This window comes from Candidatus Competibacteraceae bacterium, from assembly GCA_016713505.1.
Classification (GTDB): Bacteria; Pseudomonadota; Gammaproteobacteria; order Competibacterales; family Competibacteraceae; genus Competibacter_A.
The window spans coordinates 2,382,034-2,399,266 of record JADJPA010000001.1 but is presented as its reverse complement, the minus strand read 5'-3'; the positions used below and the strand labels follow the sequence as shown (position 1 = coordinate 2,399,266).

16 protein-coding genes are annotated in these 17,233 nt (G+C 60.4%); 7 read left to right on the top strand and 9 right to left on the bottom strand.

All coding sequences use genetic code 11. The annotated features are described in order from the left end of the window. Positions 1-6 precede the first annotated feature (6 nt). Positions 7-1,188, top strand: coding sequence for a phosphoglycerate kinase (locus IPK09_10930; protein MBK7984128.1), 1,182 nt, complete (start codon positions 7-9; stop codon positions 1,186-1,188). A gap of 282 nt (positions 1,189-1,470) precedes the next feature. Here the strand turns inward: IPK09_10930 and IPK09_10925 are convergent, their stop codons facing one another. Beyond that, positions 1,471-1,836 carry an RNA-binding protein gene (locus IPK09_10925; protein MBK7984127.1) on the bottom strand — a complete coding sequence of 122 codons (366 nt, stop codon included), beginning with the start codon at positions 1,834-1,836 and terminating at the stop codon, positions 1,471-1,473. A gap of 726 nt (positions 1,837-2,562) precedes the next feature. On the opposite strand from IPK09_10925, the gene parE reads away from it, so the two are divergent. Next, complete coding sequence (gene parE, locus IPK09_10920; GenBank protein ID MBK7984126.1) at positions 2,563-4,452, top strand: DNA topoisomerase IV subunit B; 1,890 nt, start codon at positions 2,563-2,565, stop codon at positions 4,450-4,452. 122 nt (positions 4,453-4,574) lie between these two features. Further along, positions 4,575-5,612 (top strand): IS630 family transposase, encoded by a 1,038-nt coding sequence (locus IPK09_10915; GenBank protein ID MBK7984125.1) that lies wholly within the window; start codon positions 4,575-4,577, stop codon positions 5,610-5,612. A gap of 56 nt (positions 5,613-5,668) precedes the next feature. Here the strand turns inward: IPK09_10915 and IPK09_10910 are convergent, their stop codons facing one another. The 6 genes from IPK09_10910 to IPK09_10885 all read right to left on the bottom strand — a co-directional run bounded on the left by IPK09_10910 (position 5,669) and on the right by IPK09_10885 (position 11,175). After that, complete coding sequence (locus IPK09_10910) at positions 5,669-6,328, bottom strand: hypothetical protein (protein MBK7984124.1); 660 nt, start codon at positions 6,326-6,328, stop codon at positions 5,669-5,671. Next, the gene (locus IPK09_10905; protein ID MBK7984123.1) at positions 6,325-7,554 is read right to left on the bottom strand and encodes an AAA family ATPase; all 1,230 of its coding nucleotides are present in this window, start codon (positions 7,552-7,554) and stop codon (positions 6,325-6,327) included. Before IPK09_10905 ends, IPK09_10910 begins: the two co-directional genes overlap by 4 nt. 75 nt (positions 7,555-7,629) lie before the next feature. After that, positions 7,630-8,082 carry a D-tyrosyl-tRNA(Tyr) deacylase gene (locus tag IPK09_10900; protein ID MBK7984122.1) on the bottom strand — a complete coding sequence of 151 codons (453 nt, stop codon included), beginning with the start codon at positions 8,080-8,082 and terminating at the stop codon, positions 7,630-7,632. Next, on the bottom strand, positions 8,079-9,029 hold the full coding sequence (gene pip / locus IPK09_10895) for a prolyl aminopeptidase (protein MBK7984121.1): 951 nt from the start codon (positions 9,027-9,029) through the stop codon (positions 8,079-8,081). Before pip ends, IPK09_10900 begins: the two co-directional genes overlap by 4 nt. Before the next feature lie 92 nt (positions 9,030-9,121). Continuing rightward, entirely contained in the window at positions 9,122-9,874 is a 753-nt protein-coding gene (locus IPK09_10890; protein MBK7984120.1) for a TIGR01458 family HAD-type hydrolase, read from the bottom strand. Between the two features lie 197 nt (positions 9,875-10,071). Beyond that, positions 10,072-11,175 (bottom strand): ferrochelatase, encoded by a 1,104-nt coding sequence (locus IPK09_10885; protein MBK7984119.1) that lies wholly within the window; start codon positions 11,173-11,175, stop codon positions 10,072-10,074. A gap of 116 nt (positions 11,176-11,291) precedes the next feature. Between IPK09_10885 and IPK09_10880 the strand changes: the two genes are divergently transcribed. Beyond that, positions 11,292-12,251 (top strand): 2-hydroxyacid dehydrogenase, encoded by a 960-nt coding sequence (locus IPK09_10880; protein ID MBK7984118.1) that lies wholly within the window; start codon positions 11,292-11,294, stop codon positions 12,249-12,251. 3 nt (positions 12,252-12,254) lie between these two features. Here the strand turns inward: IPK09_10880 and IPK09_10875 are convergent, their stop codons facing one another. Then, positions 12,255-13,370, bottom strand: coding sequence for an AFG1 family ATPase (locus tag IPK09_10875; GenBank protein MBK7984117.1), 1,116 nt, complete (start codon positions 13,368-13,370; stop codon positions 12,255-12,257). A gap of 39 nt (positions 13,371-13,409) precedes the next feature. Then, complete coding sequence (gene cysQ, locus IPK09_10870; protein MBK7984116.1) at positions 13,410-14,255, bottom strand: 3'(2'),5'-bisphosphate nucleotidase CysQ; 846 nt, start codon at positions 14,253-14,255, stop codon at positions 13,410-13,412. A gap of 189 nt (positions 14,256-14,444) precedes the next feature. Between cysQ and yrfG the strand changes: the two genes are divergently transcribed. Genes yrfG through IPK09_10855 form a run of 3 tightly spaced genes read left to right on the top strand, consistent with a single transcriptional unit; the run spans position 14,445 to position 17,209 of the window. Then, positions 14,445-15,110 carry a GMP/IMP nucleotidase gene (gene yrfG / locus IPK09_10865; GenBank protein ID MBK7984115.1) on the top strand — a complete coding sequence of 222 codons (666 nt, stop codon included), beginning with the start codon at positions 14,445-14,447 and terminating at the stop codon, positions 15,108-15,110. A 31-nt stretch (positions 15,111-15,141) separates the two neighbouring features. Further along, the gene (locus IPK09_10860) at positions 15,142-16,356 is read left to right on the top strand and encodes a trypsin-like peptidase domain-containing protein (GenBank protein MBK7984114.1); all 1,215 of its coding nucleotides are present in this window, start codon (positions 15,142-15,144) and stop codon (positions 16,354-16,356) included. Between the two features lie 46 nt (positions 16,357-16,402). After that, positions 16,403-17,209 (top strand): PEP-CTERM/exosortase system-associated acyltransferase, encoded by an 807-nt coding sequence (locus IPK09_10855; GenBank protein ID MBK7984113.1) that lies wholly within the window; start codon positions 16,403-16,405, stop codon positions 17,207-17,209. Positions 17,210-17,233 lie beyond the last annotated feature (24 nt).

Below are 17,233 nucleotides of genomic sequence, written 5' to 3'. Positions count from 1 at the left end.
AGAAAAATGCAATTTAAGCGTATGACCGATTTGGATTTGGCCGGCAAGCGGGTGTTCATCCGCGCCGATCTCAACGTGCCCGTCAAGGACGGCAAGGTCACCTCCGACGCCCGCATCACCGCCTCGATGCCGACCATCGAACACGCGATGAAAGCCGGGGCCAAGGTGATGGTGACCTCGCACTTGGGCCGCCCCACCGAAGGCCAATTCAACCCGGAGGATTCACTTCAGCCGGTCGCCGAGGTGATGTCGGCCAAGCTCGGCAAGCCAGTGCGGGTGATCCGCGATTGGGTCAACGGCGGTTTTGAGGTCGCCAACGGGGAAGTGGTGCTGCTCGAAAACGTCCGCACCAACAAGGGCGAAAAGAAGAACGTTGAGGAAACCGCCAAGAAGTACGCGGCGCTTTGCGACATTTTCGTCATGGACGCCTTCGGCACCGCCCATCGGGCCGAAGCCTCCACTCACGGCATCGCCAAGTTCGCCCCGGTGGCCTGCGCCGGCATCCTGCTGACCGAGGAATTGGACGCGCTGACCAAAGCGCTGGCCAAGCCGGCCCGGCCGCTGGTCGCCATCGTCGGCGGCTCCAAGGTTTCGACCAAGCTGACCGTGCTGGAAAGTCTGTCGGAGAAGGTCGATCAATTGGTGGTCGGCGGCGGCATCGCCAACACCTTCCTGGAAGCGGTGGGCAAGAACGTCGGCAAGTCGCTGAGCGAGCATGATCTGGTGCCGACCGCGAAGACGTTGATCGAGAAAATGAAGAAGCGCGGCGCGAACATTCCGATCGCGGTCGATGTGGTGGTCGGCAAGAAATTCGACGCCGCCGAACCGGCGGTGCAGAAAGACGCTGGCGCGGTGGCCGATGATGAAATGATCTTCGACATCGGTCCCAAGAGCGCCCAGGAGCTGGCCGATATCATCATGAAAGCCGGCACCGTGGTGTGGAACGGCCCGGTCGGCGTGTTCGAGTTCGACCAGTTCGGCGCGGGAACCAAGACCGTCGCCAAAGCCATCGCCGACACCAAGGCGTTTACCTTGGCGGGCGGCGGCGACACCATCGCCGCCATTCAGAAGTACAACATTTACGACAAGGTGTCCTACATCTCCACCGCCGGTGGCGCGTTCCTGGAATTCCTGGAAGGCAAAGTGCTGCCGGCCGTTGAAATTTTGGAATCGCGGGCCAACGGCTGAAGCTTGGCCTTGAGTTAAAACGACCCAGCGAGCGGCAAACTGGCCGTCCGCTGGGTCGTTCGAGCGTCATGCTCTCTAGTAGGGAGAGGAAAGTCTCATCGCTCGATCCTGTTGATATGAAGATGTCTCATTCAACGCGATTGTTTTGATAAGCGCTCAGGAAGCCAACTGGTAAATAGCAAAAACACGGGTGCCTTGTGTCAGATGCGCTAGAAGCGGAGTTTATTCCGCGTGAGGAGGTTTCCAGGTCGTTGAACGGTGGAATGGAGTGACAGGCAGTGATCAATAGCGGCGTCCACCGCCGCCACCGCCGCCGTAGCCGCCACCGCCGCCGTAGCCGCCACCGCGTTTGCCACCGCCGCCGTAGCCGCCGCCACCGCCGCCACCGCCGCCAGGACCTTGCTGGGGGCGAGCCTCGTTGACGGTCAAGCTGCGACCCTCGATTTCCTTGCCGTTGAGGGCGGCAATAGCCGCTTGAGCTTCTTGGTCGCTGCTCATTTCCACAAAGCCGAATCCCTTGGATCGCCCGGTATCCCGATCGGTAATCACCTGAGCGGACCGCACGCTGCCGTGCGCCGTAAACAGGGTCTCTAAGTCGCTATTATTAATGCTATAGCTCAAATTGCCGACATACAGTTTCTTACCCAACTCACAAACTCCTCAGCAGGATTTTCGCGAAATGCAATATCAGACACGCAAGCACGAGTCTACTTGCTAGTTTCACATGACCCTCTTGCCGAGTCAATGACTCGCTGAGCGACTTTCTAGCATTACGTTCGTTTGCCTGGCAAGACGGTTAATTCGCTCGCGCCTTTCTGGCTGTCTGTTCTTCCCCTATTTCGTTCGCCCGCGGCGAAAGCATTATTGTTCGAAATGAGGCGCTCTGTTGAGATCGATTCTTGATTAATAATTTATGCTAACCAAGCTGTTAGCTGCGCTAGTGCCGCCTGTTGGAAGGCTGGCGCGCCAGGGCGCTATTGAGTTTCATTAATTTTGATCTTCGCGTTTCCATCGATTTCGAACGCTTTGCGCTATTAATGGAGTCGCCGTGCAATGAATTGGTTTTGGTGATGATGATTGTGAATCTTAAGGGGTGCGCGATATAGCGCATTCTCTTCTGACATAGCGCCGGTGGATCGGTCGAATTCATAAAGAAGCGCGTTTAATTTCAAATGCGGTTTTTTCAGTATTCTTAGCAATCTACAGGGTTATATCGGCGTATTTAACCGCCGCTCCGACGGACTAGGCACACGCGGCTCAATGCGCATCGCTAAAAAAATTGCTAATGAAGTCAAAACTAGATGTATTATTAAAGTTGCATAAAACGCTATCACTCGTTTTTTATCGGTCATTGGTTTTTAGTCGATACCCACCATGAATGCTACCAGCTACGACGCCTCCGCGATTGAAGTTTTGAGCGGTTTGGACCCGGTGCGCAAGCGGCCGGGCATGTACACCGACACCACCCGGCCCAATCATCTGGCGCAGGAAGTCATCGACAACAGCGTGGATGAGGCCATCGCGGGACACGCCAGCGTGGTGGCGGTGATCCTGTACGCCGACGGCTCGCTGTCGGTCGAGGACGACGGCCGGGGAATGCCGGTGGACATCCACCCGGAGGAGGGGATACCGGGCGTCGAATTGATCCTGACCCGGCTGCACGCCGGCGGCAAGTTTTCCGACCGCAACTACCGGTTTTCCGGCGGCTTGCACGGGGTCGGCGTGTCGGTGGTCAACGCCCTGTCCAGCCATCTCGAAGTGTGGGTCAAGCGCAACGGCAAGGAATACAACATGGCCTTTGCCGGCGGCGACAAGGTGTCCGATCTGGAGGAGATCGGCACGGTGGGGCGGCGTGTGACCGGCACCACCTTGCGCTTTTGGCCCGATCCCCGCTATTTCGATTCACCCAAATTTTCGATCCCGCGTCTCAAGCATGTGTTGCGCGCCAAGGCGGTGCTGTGTCCGGGTTTGAAAGTCGCCTTCACCGACGAGGCGACCGGCGAAAAAACCCTGTGGCATTATGAAGATGGCTTCACCGACTACCTCAAGGAAGCGCTGGGAAAAATTCCGCTGTTGCCCGATCCGCCGTTCGTCGGTCACGTCAGCGGCCCGCGCGAGGCGGTCGATTGGGCGCTGACCTGGTTGCCGGAAGGCGGCGAGCCGGTGGCCGAGAGCTACGTCAATCTCATCCCCACCCCGCAAGGCGGCACCCACGTCAACGGCTTGCGCGGGGGCGTGACCGACGCCGTGCGCGAGTTTTGCGAGTTTCGCAATTTGGTGCCGCGCGGGTTGCGGATCGCGCCGGAGGATGTCTGGGAAGGCTGCTGCTACGTGCTGTCGGCCAAGATGCAAGACCCGCAATTTTCCGGTCAGACCAAGGAGCGGCTGTCCTCGCGCGAGTGCGCGGTGTTCGTCGCCGGCGTGGTCAAGGATACCTTGAGCCTGTGGTTGAACCAGCACCCCGAAACCGGCGAGCGCATCGCCCAACTGGCGCTGGCCAACGCGCAGAAGCGGTTGCGCGCCAGCCGCAAGGTAGTGCGCAAGCAGGTGACTAGCGGCCCGGCGCTGCCCGGCAAGCTCACCGATTGCACGGCCCAAGACGCGGGTCGGACTGAATTGTTTTTGGTGGAGGGCGATTCGGCCGGCGGCTCCGCCAAGCAGGCTCGCAACCGCGAATTTCAAGCGGTGATGCCGCTGCGCGGCAAGATTCTCAACACCTGGGAGGTGGATTCCGGCGAGGTGATGGCCTCCCAAGAGGTGCACGACATCGCCGTTGCCATCGGGGTCGATCCGGGTTCCGAGGAGTTGGCCGGCTTGCGCTACGGCCGGGTTTGTATTTTGGCCGACGCCGATTCCGACGGCTTGCACATCGCCACGCTGCTGTGCGCGCTGTTCGTGCGCCACTTCCGGCCGCTGGTCGAGGCCGGCCATGTCTGTGTCGCCATGCCGCCGCTGTTTCGGATCGATGTCGGCAAGGAGGTGTTTTACGCGCTGGACGAGGCCGAGAAGCAGGGTGTTTTGGATCGGATCGCCGCCGAGAAGAAAAAGGGCAAGGTCAACGTCACCCGCTTCAAGGGTTTGGGTGAGATGAACCCGCTGCAACTGCGCGAGACCACCATGGACCCCGCCACCCGCCGGCTGGTGCAACTGACGCTGGAAACCGGCGACGATACCTTGGCCCTGATGGATATGCTGCTGGCTAAGAAGCGCGCGGGCGACCGTAAAAATTGGTTGGAGGAGAAGGGCAATTTGGCGGAGGTGTGAACAGACAACTTCGTACCACACGTCCTGCCGCTCAATGACACTGCACGGCGATGCCTATCGGGTGAACCAACACCAGTTATTAACCCGGCAATTATTTAGCCGATAGTGGTATAGTGAGGGACATGAAAAAGATCGACGCACGTTGTTTGTCGCCGGAAGCGCAGGAGGAACGGCGCCGTCAGGCGCTGCGGCTGCGGGAAGACTTGCAGTGGAGCTGGAAGGAAATCGCGCGGGTGGTCGGGGTGCATATCAGCACGGTGATCGGGTGGGGCCAACGCTTTGGTCGGGACGGAGAAGCGGGCCTGAAATCGCGGCGGCGGGGACGGCGGTACTTGACGGGCCGGACGCTGACGTTGGCCCAAGAGTGGCGGGTGCGCTCGATTTTGGTGGACGAGACGCCGGGGCGACGGGGATTGCCGTTTGCGCTGTGGAACCGGCGGGCGGTCATGGAATTGATCGAAACGCTGTTTGGGGTGGCGATGCCGATTCGGACGGTGGGCGAGTATCTGTCGCGGTGGGGCTATAGCCCGCAACGACCCCTCAAGCGCGCCTTGGAACAACGGCCTGCCGAGGTGCAACGGTGGTTGGACGAGACTTACCCCTCGATTCTCGCGCGAGCGAAGGCGGAGAAAGCGGTGATTTACTGGGGCGATGAGACGGCCGTGGTGGAAGATGGCCATTGGGTGCGCGGTTATGCGCCTCAGGGGAAAACGCCGGTGCTTGCCACCTCCAGCCGCCGGTCTGGATTGGCGCTGGTGTCGGCCATCAGCAACCAAGGCCTCGTCCGGTTCCGCTTTATCGAGCAGGCCCTGAACGCGGCCTTGTTCCTCGAATTCCTCGGCCAGTTGATCGCCGACCAGCCCCAGAAAGTCTTTTTGATTCTGGACAACCTCAAAGTCCATCACGCGAAGCTCGTCACCGAGTGGGTCGGCGAACACGCCGAGCAAATCGAGCTAGTCTACTTGCCGCCCTATACCCCAGAGCGCAATCCCACCGAATACCTCAATCGCGATTTCAAAACCCAGTTGCGGTTATCGGCCCGTTCCTCCACGCCCCAGGCCTTGCGGCACAAAGCAAACGCCTTCCTCCAATTCCTCATCAATACCCCAGAGCGTATCATGACCTATTTCAATCACCCCGCCGTCCACTACGCCGCTTAATCGCCTATTTCATTGCCGGGTTAATAATGCGAGGGTGAGCCCGCCACCAGCTACGCTCAAACATCTTCCGTAACCAGCCGGCGCAAACCATCGCACAATTTGCCGAAGCTGGGTGATGCATTGCAATCCGGGTCAAGTAAAGGGCCAATCTTCTCTGCCCACTCATGTTTGACTTGTCCCGGTAGCGGCCAGCCCGTTTTCTTGATCGCGGCTGAGCCACCAGGATAAACCGCATCGGCTAATAATTCCCATGTGTCGCAGGCACTATCTTGCACATAGCGGTTCAACACATCAGCCTTGGCGCGTGGATACGCGCTGACCAATGCCTGCCTGTCACCCAGATACCAAGCTTCTATTTCCTCGATGGCCAACCGGAACAGCGTGTGTGGTGCCGGGTTGCAACCCGCAGCCAAGGTTTGGAGCTCAGCTAGAAAATCCACGCAGTTGCGCTTATCGGTATCCAACACAACCACCACTGCATCTATGCCGGGCGTTTTGCCATAGCCCTGCAACAGGCGCGGCAATCGATCAAGCAGAATCCGTTTTGCCGGGTCTGCGCGCGCATCCAAGTTTTTTGGAATGTGGCCTGCCCCTTTGTAGGCATGCACGCGCCAACTATATGGATCACCTTGCGCCCCTAGTAACTTCGGTAACATCGCAGCTAGCAGCTTCTCTCCGGAGCTATCTTCTACCAGTATCTCGATATGCACGCTCACCTCGTATCAAGATAGTCGCTATACCAAAGCCCACCGAGCAGCAACCCCTCGGTAACTAGGTTCTTGACCACTTCCAGCTCGGAAACCCGGCGGATGGTTGAAAAACCATCCTGCTCTTTCTCCAAAATCCACACCTCCTCCGGTGACAGCGCATCCACAAAGTATGGCTGATGGGTGGTCACAAAAATCTGCGGTGCGTTCTTTTTGCCCGTGGCATGAGCGCGGAATTCCTGTGCCAGCGACTCCAATAGCTTGTGATAAAGCCCGTTTTCTGGTTCCTCGATGCAAATGAATGGCGGCGGGTCCGGGTCTTCCAATAGCAACAGATAAGCAAACACTTTCAGTGTGCCATCCGACATTTGCTGCGCGAAGAATGGGTCATTGAAAGCCCCATCGTTGAAGCGCAGCAATACACGCTTGTCCGCTGTCACCTCAGTATCAATTTTGGCAATTCCCGGAATCTTGCTGGCAATACGTTCTAGGATGCTCTTGAAACGATCTTTGTGCTCGCGCTCCATAAACTGCACTACGTTGCCAATGTTGTCGCCGTGTACGTTTAAATGCCGCTGAGGGCCAGCGCTAGGCAGGCTACGCGCTGCATCGGGGTAAAAATAGGAGAGATACCAGCCCTTCAAAAAATCACGGAACCGCTTAATGCGTGGATGCTCTTTCAGCGTCCCTAGAGTGGCAATACCTAGCTGGCGCGGATCGGTCAGCTCAACTATAACCTGTGATCGATCTTCTTCTCCTTCAATTTCTACTGCTTCTTCACCCGCCCAGACTAGCCCCTTGCCGCGATCTAGTCTTAGGAAAGGATAGGGACGGCCATGTGTTTGGCCTTTGCGGCGTTGCTTGAGCAGTTCTGATTCCACATATGGGCGACCCGCGCTATCAAGGTTGATTGACAGCTCATACGTGATGGGCCGCTCGTTGGGCGCTTCACGGTAATATATTTCGAAGCGGATGGACTCATCGATATCTTTCGACCGCAGGCGATCAAAACCTCCTCGCTGTTTCATGTCACAGGCGGTCTCTACATCCGTCGCCAAGCAATCAGCTACAAAACCGAAGGCATCAAACAATGATCTCTTCCCCACGCCATTCTTGCCGATCACGACAGTAAACGGCGTCAGTGATTGGCCGTGAGATTGACCAGAAAGTTTGCCCAGTGAAATATCCCGCAATGCCCGGAAGTTCTGAACACGGAAACCTTCGATAATAGCCATTGAGTGCTCCTTGGTAAGGGGCAGCGCCAAATCATAAAGGGCAACTCTGGCGATGCTGAGTTGTCCTTGAAACGGCTAAATCCTATCAGGTGCACGTTGAAGCCAAAACGTCACCGGGCCGTCGTTGGTCAAGCTGACCTGCATGTGCGCGCCGAAGCGGCCGGCGACGACCGGCGCATGTCGGCGGCGGGCTTGCGCGAGCAGATAGTCAAACAGCCGCTCGCCTTCGTCGGGCGACGCGGCCGGCGTGAAACTGGGGCGCATTCCCTTGCGGGTGTCCGCCGCCAGCGTAAATTGCGGCACTAGCAGCAAACCGCCCTCGATCTCCCGCAATGAGCGATTCATTTTGCCGTCCGCATCCGCGAAAATCCGATAACCTAACAGGCGCTCCAGCAAGCGGTTGGCTTGCGCTTCCGCATCGCCGCGCTCGACCCCGACCAGCACCAACAGGCCGGCATCGATTTCGCCGACCACCGCGCCGTCGACCTCGACCCGCGCCGTGCTGACCCGCTGCAATAGCCCGATCATTTGAAGCGGTCGGCGAAGCTCTGGGTGGCGGTGATCAGCGCGTCCACGATGCCCGGTTCGCTGGCGGCGTGACCGGCCGGAGTGACGATGCGAATTTCCGAGTCCGGCCATGCTTGGTGGAGCGCCCAGGCGTTATCGAGCGGGCAGACCACATCGTAACGGCCGTGGACGATCACGCCCGGAATGCCGCTCAACCGTCCGGCGTCGCGCAGCAGTTGATTCGGCTCCATGAAGCAGTGATTGACGAAATAATGGCACTCGATCCGCGCCAAGCTCAGCGCCATCCGCGCCTCGCCGAAGTGCTCGACCACGCTCGGATTGCTTTCCAGGGTCAGGGTGGAGCCTTCCCACACCGACCACGCCTTGGCGGCCCGCAGTCGCTCCAACTCGTTGGCGCCGGTCAGCCGCCGATAGTAGGCGTTCACCATATCATGCTGCTCCACCGCTGGAATCGGAGCCAGAAAATGTGCCCACAGATCGGGAAACAGCCGGTTGGCCCCGGCCTGATAGAACCAGTGGATATCCTCGTCCCGGCATAGAAAGATGCCGCGCAGGATCAAGCCCAATATCCGTTCCGGATGGGCTTCGGCGTAAGCCAGCGCTAGCGTTGAACCCCAGGAGCCGCCGAACACCACCCAACGGTCGATGCCGAGCCGCTCGCGCAATTTCTCGATATCGGCGATCAAATCCCAAAGCGTGTTATCGCGCAACTCGGCGTGCGGGGTAGATTGACCTGCGCCGCGCTGGTCGAACAGCACGATGTGATAGCGTTCCGGGTCGAAGAACCGCCGGTGCATCGGCTCGCAACCCCCGCCCGGTCCGCCGTGCAGGAACAGCACCGGCAACCCGTTCGGAGTGCCGCATTCCTCGACATGCAAGCTATGCAAATCGTCCACGGGTAACTGAAAGGTGGAATAGGGTTTGATATCGGGGAACAGCACGCGCATGACAACTCCAAAAGCGGTACGAGTCAAAAGGGAGGGAGGCGGATAGAGGATTTTACGCGTAATGGGCGACGAGCCGAGATCGGCCGCACCTTTCAGAGAATGTAATCCACCACGGCGTCGAGATTGTCGAACACCCGCCCGCCCAGTGGTTCGACCTTGGACTCGTCACCGTGACGGTATTTACCGGTCCGTACCAGCGCTCCGCGCAAGCCGGCGGCCAGCGCGCCGCACACGTCCATTTCGGCGTCGTCTCCGACCATCACCACATCTTGCGGCGGGAGTTCCAAACTGTTGACGGCGGCCAGGAAGAACACCGACGCTGGCTTGCCCAGAATCACCGCTTCCAGTTCGGCGGCGTATTCCAACGCCGTAACGAAGGACCCGACATCCAGATTCAAGCCGCTGGAGTCGCGAAAGTAACGGTTGCATCCCATCGCCAGCAGCGGCAGACCCTCCAACAGCAACCGGAAGCACTGATTGAGGGCCTGGTAATCAAATCCCGGTCCGGCATCGCCGATCAACACCACATCCGGCGGCGGACCGAGCAGGTCGGCGAATTCGCTCTGGATATTCGGATGCACCAGCAAATGCGGCGTCAGCTTGCGGGCGATCAGATAATTGCGGGCGGCCACCACGGGAGTGAACAGGTGCTGCGTCGAGACTTCCAGACCCATCGATTCCAGGCTGTTGACAATCGCGCCGCGAGTCATCCGGGTGCTGTTGGTGATGAAACGCATCGGAATGCCGGCCGCGCGCAAGCTGAGCAACGCTTCGCGGGAGCCGGGGAGGGGATAGCCGCCGATGAACAGCACGCCTTCCAGATCGAATAAAACACCGTGGATCATCTTTTCCTCGCCGATTCGCCTGGAACCACATGGAGGCTCGATCATCGGGTGGCCGACTTGGGCCACCCTCGCTTCAGTCAGTATAGAAGGTGCCCTGATAAAGAAAGCGGAGATTTCACCCGGCGGCGGCGGGGCGATGGACCGTGCTGGGGCCTGCCTGATAGCAGGTTTGCGTGACTGAAGCGGCTCGGAATGACTCACGCGTCCGCCCCCAGGGCCAACGCCCGCTGGCGGCGGGTCGCGCGCTCCGCCGCGGCGAGATCGGCAGCGCCAGCGGCGGCGAATTCGGGCCAGCCGGCCGCGTGGCGACCGATCAACTCAGCCAGAAACTCGATGTGGGCCGGGCTGTCGTTCAACGCGGGCAGATAACGGAACCGTTCGCCGCCGGCATTCAGGAACGTCCGCCGGTTTTCGATGGCGATTTCCTCCAAGGTCTCCAGACAGTCAGCGGCGAAACCGGGGCAGGCCACATCCACGCGCTTGATGCCGGCTTCGGCCCAGTCGGCCAGCAGCGCGCTGGTGTAGGGTTGCAGCCATTCAGCGCGGCCGAAGCGCGACTGAAAGGCGATGGCCCATTGCTCGGCGGCTAGGCCCAGCCGTTCGGCCAGCAGTCGAGCGGTTTTCTGGCAGTGACAGTGATAAGGATCGCCGGCCAGCAGATTGCGTTTGGGCAGCCCGTGAAAGGAAAACAGCAACCGTTCGCCCGGCTGCTCGCCGCGGGCGGCGCGAATGTTGTCCGCCAGCGCGTCCAGATAACCGGGTTCGTCATGGTAGTGATTGATGAAGCGTAATTCCGGCAGCCAGCGCCAGGTCCGCAGTTCGGCGGCGACCGCATCGAAGGTCGAGGCGGTGGTGGCGGCCGAGTATTGCGGGTAGAGCGGCAACACCAACAGGCGCTGCGCCCCGGCCGCGCGCAGCTCCGCCAGCGCCGCCGCGATGGACGGGTTGCCGTAGCGCATTCCCAACGCCACCCGCGCCGGACCGGAGCAACGCTCCGCCAACGCGGTCGTGATCGCCGCTTTCTGCCGCTGGCTGATGGCCAGCAGCGGCGAGCCGTCCGGCGTCCAGATCGCTTGATATTTACGCGCCGATCGGGCGGGCCGCAGCCGCAGGATGACGCCGTGCAGGATCAGCCACCACGGCAAGCGGGGGATTTCCACCACCCGCGCATCCCACAGGAATTCCGCCAGATAGCGGCGTAGCGCCTCGGGCGTGGCGGCGTCGGGCGTGCCGAGGTTGGCCAGCAGTACGCCGGTGCAAGCGGCGCGATCGTGCGTGAAGGGCGGTGCGGTCGGTTTCATGGGCGGCGCTTTCCTGTCGGTAGTGCGCTAATTTAAGGGCATCGAGCCGGCCAAAGCCCGGCTGACGGCATTGCTGCCTATAATGAGATGAATCATTGCGCGGAGGTTCATGACTCATGCGGGGTGTTTTTCTCGATCGGGATTCACTGGATTGCGGCGATCTGGATTTCAGCGACCTTGAGGGTATTTTGCCCGATTTGACCTATTACCCGGCCACCGCGCCCGAGCAAATCGCGGCGCGGATCGCGGACGCCGAGGTGGTGATCAGCAACAAGGTGTCGCTCGATGCCGACGCGCTCCAGCACGCCCGGCGCTTGCGGCTGATCTGCATCGCCGCCACCGGCGTCAACAACGTGGATTTGGAAGCGGCGGCGAAGGCGGGGATCACGGTTTGTAACTGTCGGGGCTACGGCGTGGCGTCGGTGGTCCAGCATGTTTTCGCGCTGCTCTTGGCGCTTTACACGCATCTGCCCGACTACCGGCAAGCGGTGCGCGCCGGCCGCTGGCAGCACGCCCGCCAGTTTTGCTTGCTGGATTATCCGATTCGGGAACTGGCCGACAAGACGCTCGGCATCGTCGGTTACGGTCAATTGGGTCAAGGCGTGGCGCGAGTGGCCGAGACCTTCGGAATGCAGGTGTTGCTGGCGCAGCGGCCGGGTACGGTGGAGCCGGAGGAAGCGGGGCGAATCCCGCTGCCGATCCTGTTGCCGCAGGTCGATGTGCTCAGCCTGCACTGCCCGCTGACCCCGGACACCCGGGGCCTGATCGGTCCGTGGGAGCTGGCGCTGATGAAGCGCGACGCGGTTCTGATCAACACCGCGCGCGGCGGTTTGGTGGATGAGGCGATGCTGGCCGATGCGTTGCGCAAGGGGGCGCTGGGTGGCGCGGGCGTGGACGTGCTCAGCCTGGAGCCGCCCGCCGACGGCAATCCGCTGCTGGCGGCCGACATTCCCAACCTGATCGTCACCCCGCACAGCGCCTGGGGCAGCCGCGAAGCCCGCCAGCGGCTGGTCGGGCAACTGGCGCAGAACCTTCAGGGGTTTTTCGGCGGCGAGCCGGTGCGGGTGGTGGGGTGACGCCTACGGCAAATGCGGTCGCTCCAGATACTCGTGCGACTGCATTTCCTGCAAGCGGCTGACGGTGCGCTGGAACTCGAATTTCAGCTTCTCGCCCTGATAGAGCTGTAACAGCGGCGCGGCGGCGGACAGCGCCAGCTTGACGCCCCGGTCGTAAAATTCATCCACCAGATTGACGAAGCGCCGCGCCTGATTTTCCATCTGCCAGTCCAGCACCGGCACGTTGGAAATGAGCACGGTGTGGAAGCAGCGGGCGATTTCGATGTAGTCGGCGGTACCGCGCGGCCCGTCGCAGATCGCCCGAAAACTAAACCAGACGATGCCATCCGCTTCACGCAACGTGGGGATGTAGCGGCCCTCGATTTCCAGATCGCCGCCGCGGTGGCCGGGTTCGGGCGCGATGTGATCGAACAGCTCGTTCAGAATCTGTTCGGCCCGATCATCCAGCGGGCAGTGATAAATCTCCGCCTTTTCCAGATAACGCAAGCGGTAGTCGACGCCGCCGTCCACGTTCAGCACGTCCAGATGCTGTTTGATCAGTTCGATGGCGGGCAGAAAGCGGGCGCGTTGCAGGCCGTCCTTGTACAAGCCGTCCGGTTCGATGTTGGAGGTGGTGATCAGCGTCACGCCGCTGGCGAACAGCTCGCGCAACAAGCCATCCAGCAGCATGGCGTCGGTGATGTCGGCGACGAAGAACTCATCCAGGCAGATGACGCGGGCTTTCTCGGCGAAGCGGCGGGCGACGACCTTCAACGGGTCTGGCTGGTTTTTCAATTCCTTCAATTCGGCGTGCACCATCCGCATGAAGCTGTGAAAGTGAATCCGTAGCTTGCGGTCCAGCGGCAGCGCGTCGACGAAGGTATCGACCAGATAGGTTTTACCCCGGCCCACGCCGCCCCACAGATACAGTCCGCGCACGGCCGCAGCGGCGGTGGTCTCCGCTTTGTCGCGGCCCGACCAGCGGGCGAACAGCCCGGTTTTCTTGGCCGGCGCGGGCGCCGTCGGTTGGGCGAGCAATTGATCGTAGATTTTTTGCAGGCGCTGGACCGCTCGTTCCTGAGCGGGATCGTGTTGAAAACCTTCTTGTTGCAAATCACGGCGGTAGCGTTCGTAGGGCATGATGGGCCTCGAAACTTTATTGTTCTAACAGCGGGACACTCAAACGGGCCATCCTTCCAGGTGGCGTTGCGGCAGATAGCGGGACCAGTCGCGGGTGGCGTCGCCAAACGCGAAAAAATCCGGGTTGATCAATACCGGTCGGGCGTTGTAACGCAGCGGCCGCAACTGCATGTCGGTCATGTAACCGCCGGCCTGCTCCAAGATCACTTGGGCGGCGGCGGTGTCCCACTCTCCGGTCGGACCGAAGCGGGGATAGAGATCGGCCATGCCCTCGGCGACCAGACAGGACTTCAAACCACCGCCCATGCCGAGATGCTGATGCGGCCCGAGCTGGCTGAGATAAGCTTGCAAGCGACGGGTGCGATACGATTCCAAGCTGCTGGTCACCCGAAGCGGGTAATGGAAGACCCGCGCGGCTTGAATGCGTTGGGCCGGCTGGTCGGCGGCCGGTTGCTTGTAAGCGGCGCCACCGCGTTGAGCGTAGTAACAAACGCCGCTCACCGGGACCAGCACTAGCCCGAAAATCGCTTCATGACGGTGGATCAGCGCGATGTTGATCGAAAATTGGTCGTTGCGCTTGATGAATTCCCGCGTGCCGTCCAGCGGATCGACCAGCCACAACCAGTCCCAGCGGCTGCGTTCGCTGAAGCTGGCATCGGGGGCCTCTTCGGACAAGACCGGAATGGCGGGGGTCAGCTGCTTCAGGCCGCGCAAAATACAATCGTGCGAGGCGAGATCGGCGGCGGTGACCGGGCTCTGGTCGGCTTTTTCGGTCACGCCGAACGTCCCGGCATACACGTCCAGGATACGGCGTCCCGCCTCCCTGGCGATGGCCTGAACGGGCCTCACCAGGGCGGACAAGTCGATGTCGGGGGCAGCGGTCATGACGCGGCAGCCTTTTGGTCGGGTCGGATGATGCTGAACGACGCTTTGCGATCAGAATGGCGTTGCCCTGGCGCCGGGCGCTGCGGTCTGTCGCGAGGCAGCAAGCCGGATTCTGAGCAAACCCTCATAAATTTGCTTTAATTTTACACGAGTTTGCTCGTTCTAAGCGTTTACTGTGCGGAGTCCTTGATGAGCGTGCGATTGCCCTGGGCGCAAATTCAGACCATCTTGCTGGATATGGATGGGACTTTGCTGGATTTGCGCTTCGACAATCACTTCTGGCGAGAGCTGGTTCCAGAGCGTTATGCTGATCGCCACGCTCTATCGCTGGAACAAGCCCGCGCCGAGGTGGCGGCCCGCACCCGGGCGGTGGAAGGGACGATGGAGTGGTATTGTCTGGATTATTGGAGTCGGGAACTGGCGTTAGACATCGTGATGCTCAAACGCGAGATCGGGCATCTGATCGCCGTGCATCCGCACGTGCTGGAGTTTCTGGATGCCTTGCGCGCGGCCGGCAAACGCGTGGTGTTGGTGACTAACGCCCATCCGCAAAGCTTGGCGCTGAAAATGGAAAAAACCCGGTTGGCCGAGCGCTTCGATGCGACCGTGTGCGCGCACGCCTTGGGCTCGGTCAAGGAGCAGCCCGGATTCTGGCCGGGCCTGCGCGAAGTGGAGCCGTTCGATCCGGCCACCACGCTGTTGGTAGACGATAATTTAGCGATTTTGCGCGCGGCGCACGCCTTTGGAATTGCTTATCTCGTTTCCGTGCTGCGGCCGGATTCGGCCGATCCGCCCAAGCCGCCGGGTGAATTTTTCGCCATCGGCGATTTTTCCGAATTGCTGCCGGTCGGCTGAACCCGCTAACCGGCCAGGATAGAGCGCGCTCATGCAAGAACTGCAACCCGGACAGAACCGCCCGATCGGCGGCGGCCGGGTCGTGATCGGCGTGAACGGCGAGCCGGAGAACGAGTTCGCCAGCTGCTTGCAGGTCGGCGTTGTGTTGCTGGGCGCCGACGGGCGAATCGGCGGCTCGGCTGACTTGGTCAGCGTCGAGCAGCCGCGCTCCCGCGACGGTGCGGTGGCCTTGCTCAGAGCGCCGGGCGAGTTTCAGGTCGACCTGGACTCATTGCCGGCGACCATCGCCCGGCTGGCGGTCGTGCTGACCGTCAGGCCTACTCTGCCGCGTGGCGCCACCTTCGGGACTTTCAGCGCGATCCGGGCTTGGCTGGCGAGCGGTTCGGGCGAGCTACAATTACTGTTTTCGTTACCGCTGGCCAGCCGCGGTGAGACCGCCATGATCTTGATCGAACTCTACCGCTATCAGGAGCGCTGGAAGTTCCGGGCGGTGGGACAAGGCTTCGCGGCGGGATTACCGGCGTTGGCTGCCCATTTTGGCTTGGACTTGCCGGAAACGGCCCGCGAGCGCCCGGCGGCCGGCGGAACGGAGCAGCGACGGGAGCTGAGTTCTGATGGCGTCTCGTCCAGCGGTACCGGTTTCTGCGTGCATCCTGAAGGTTACATATTGACCAACCATCACGTTATCGAGGATGCTGGCAAGATCCTGGCCCGTTCGCCCCGGTACCGCTGTGCGCTGGAGTTGGTATTCGCCGATCCCATCAATGATCTGGCCTTGCTGCGGGCCGATGCGCCGCCGCCCGGCGTGGCGTTGTTCCGTGATGGGCTATCGGCGCGGTTGGGCGAGTCGGTGGTGGTCGTCGGCTATCCGTTGGGGGGGCTGCTCGGCTCGGGCCCGCAAGTGACCACGGGTAACGTGAGTTCGTTGATCGGTCCGGGTGACGATACCCGCGCTCTGCAATTCACCGCGCCGACCCAAGCCGGTAACAGCGGCGGGCCCCTGCTGGATTCCGAGGGTGCGGTAATGGGCGTGGTCAGCGCCAAACTGAATGCGGTCCGCGTTCATGAGATGACAGGAGACGTGCCACAAAACGTCAATTTCGCCATCAAAGTCGCCTTGGCGCGCGGGTTTCTGGAGGCGGCCGGCGTGGAGTACCAGAGCCGAAAGCCCGGCGGTCCGCGCGCCGCTACCGCCATCGCCGCCGAGGCCCAAGATTTTGTCATGAAAATTGAGTGTCGGGGGTGACCGGAGGTTTAATCTTGATTCCGCCATACGAAGTAAGGAGAAGATCTTGACTATAAAACAAGAGCTTATGGATTTATTCGAGCAATATTTTGAGGTGGTTCACGCGCGCGCGCCGGAGCAATTGCGCGAGTGCTATCGGCTGCGCTATGAAGTGTATTGTAAAGAAGGGCTTATTCCCGGCTTTCACGCTGAAGACTATCCGGAAGGCTTGGAATACGATCAATATGATGAACGGTCGGCGCATAGCCTGCTCGTGCACAAACAGACCGGACACATCGCCGGCACAGTGCGGGTGATATTACCCGATTACGCCGAGCCGGAAGCCCAGTTTCCCCTTGAAAAATTCGCCGGCGCGTCTTTTTATGCCGATGGTTTAGCGTTAGAGCGTCTTCCTCGCACGCGGCTGGGTGAAATTTCTCGCTTGATCCTGACGCCGCAATTTCGTGGAAGGCGGGGGGAGAGACAACACCCCTATGGTCTGCCGGATGATTTGGAGCCCTTGTTACAGTCGGATGACCGCCGTAAAGCCAGCCCTTCGGGAATTGATTCCGAGCGCCGCAGGAACGCACGGCGGCGCGTGTTTCCTCATACGGTCTTGGGCTTGCTCGTTGCGGTCGCACAAATCAGTGTCCGCTATCGATTGGCTTATTTATATATGGGAATGGAACCCTCATGTGCGAGGCTGTTGCAAGGATTCGGAGTCTGCTTCACTCCGATTAGCCCGCTCATCGATTATTACGGTCCGTGCCGGAGTTACTTAGGCTCGGTTTCAGAGATTGAGGATAGCACGCATCAGACTAACCCAGAAATATGGAAGCTGCTGACCAACGATGGCGCACTCCAGCCGAGTTAATTTCCTATAGGCTATATGACTGAC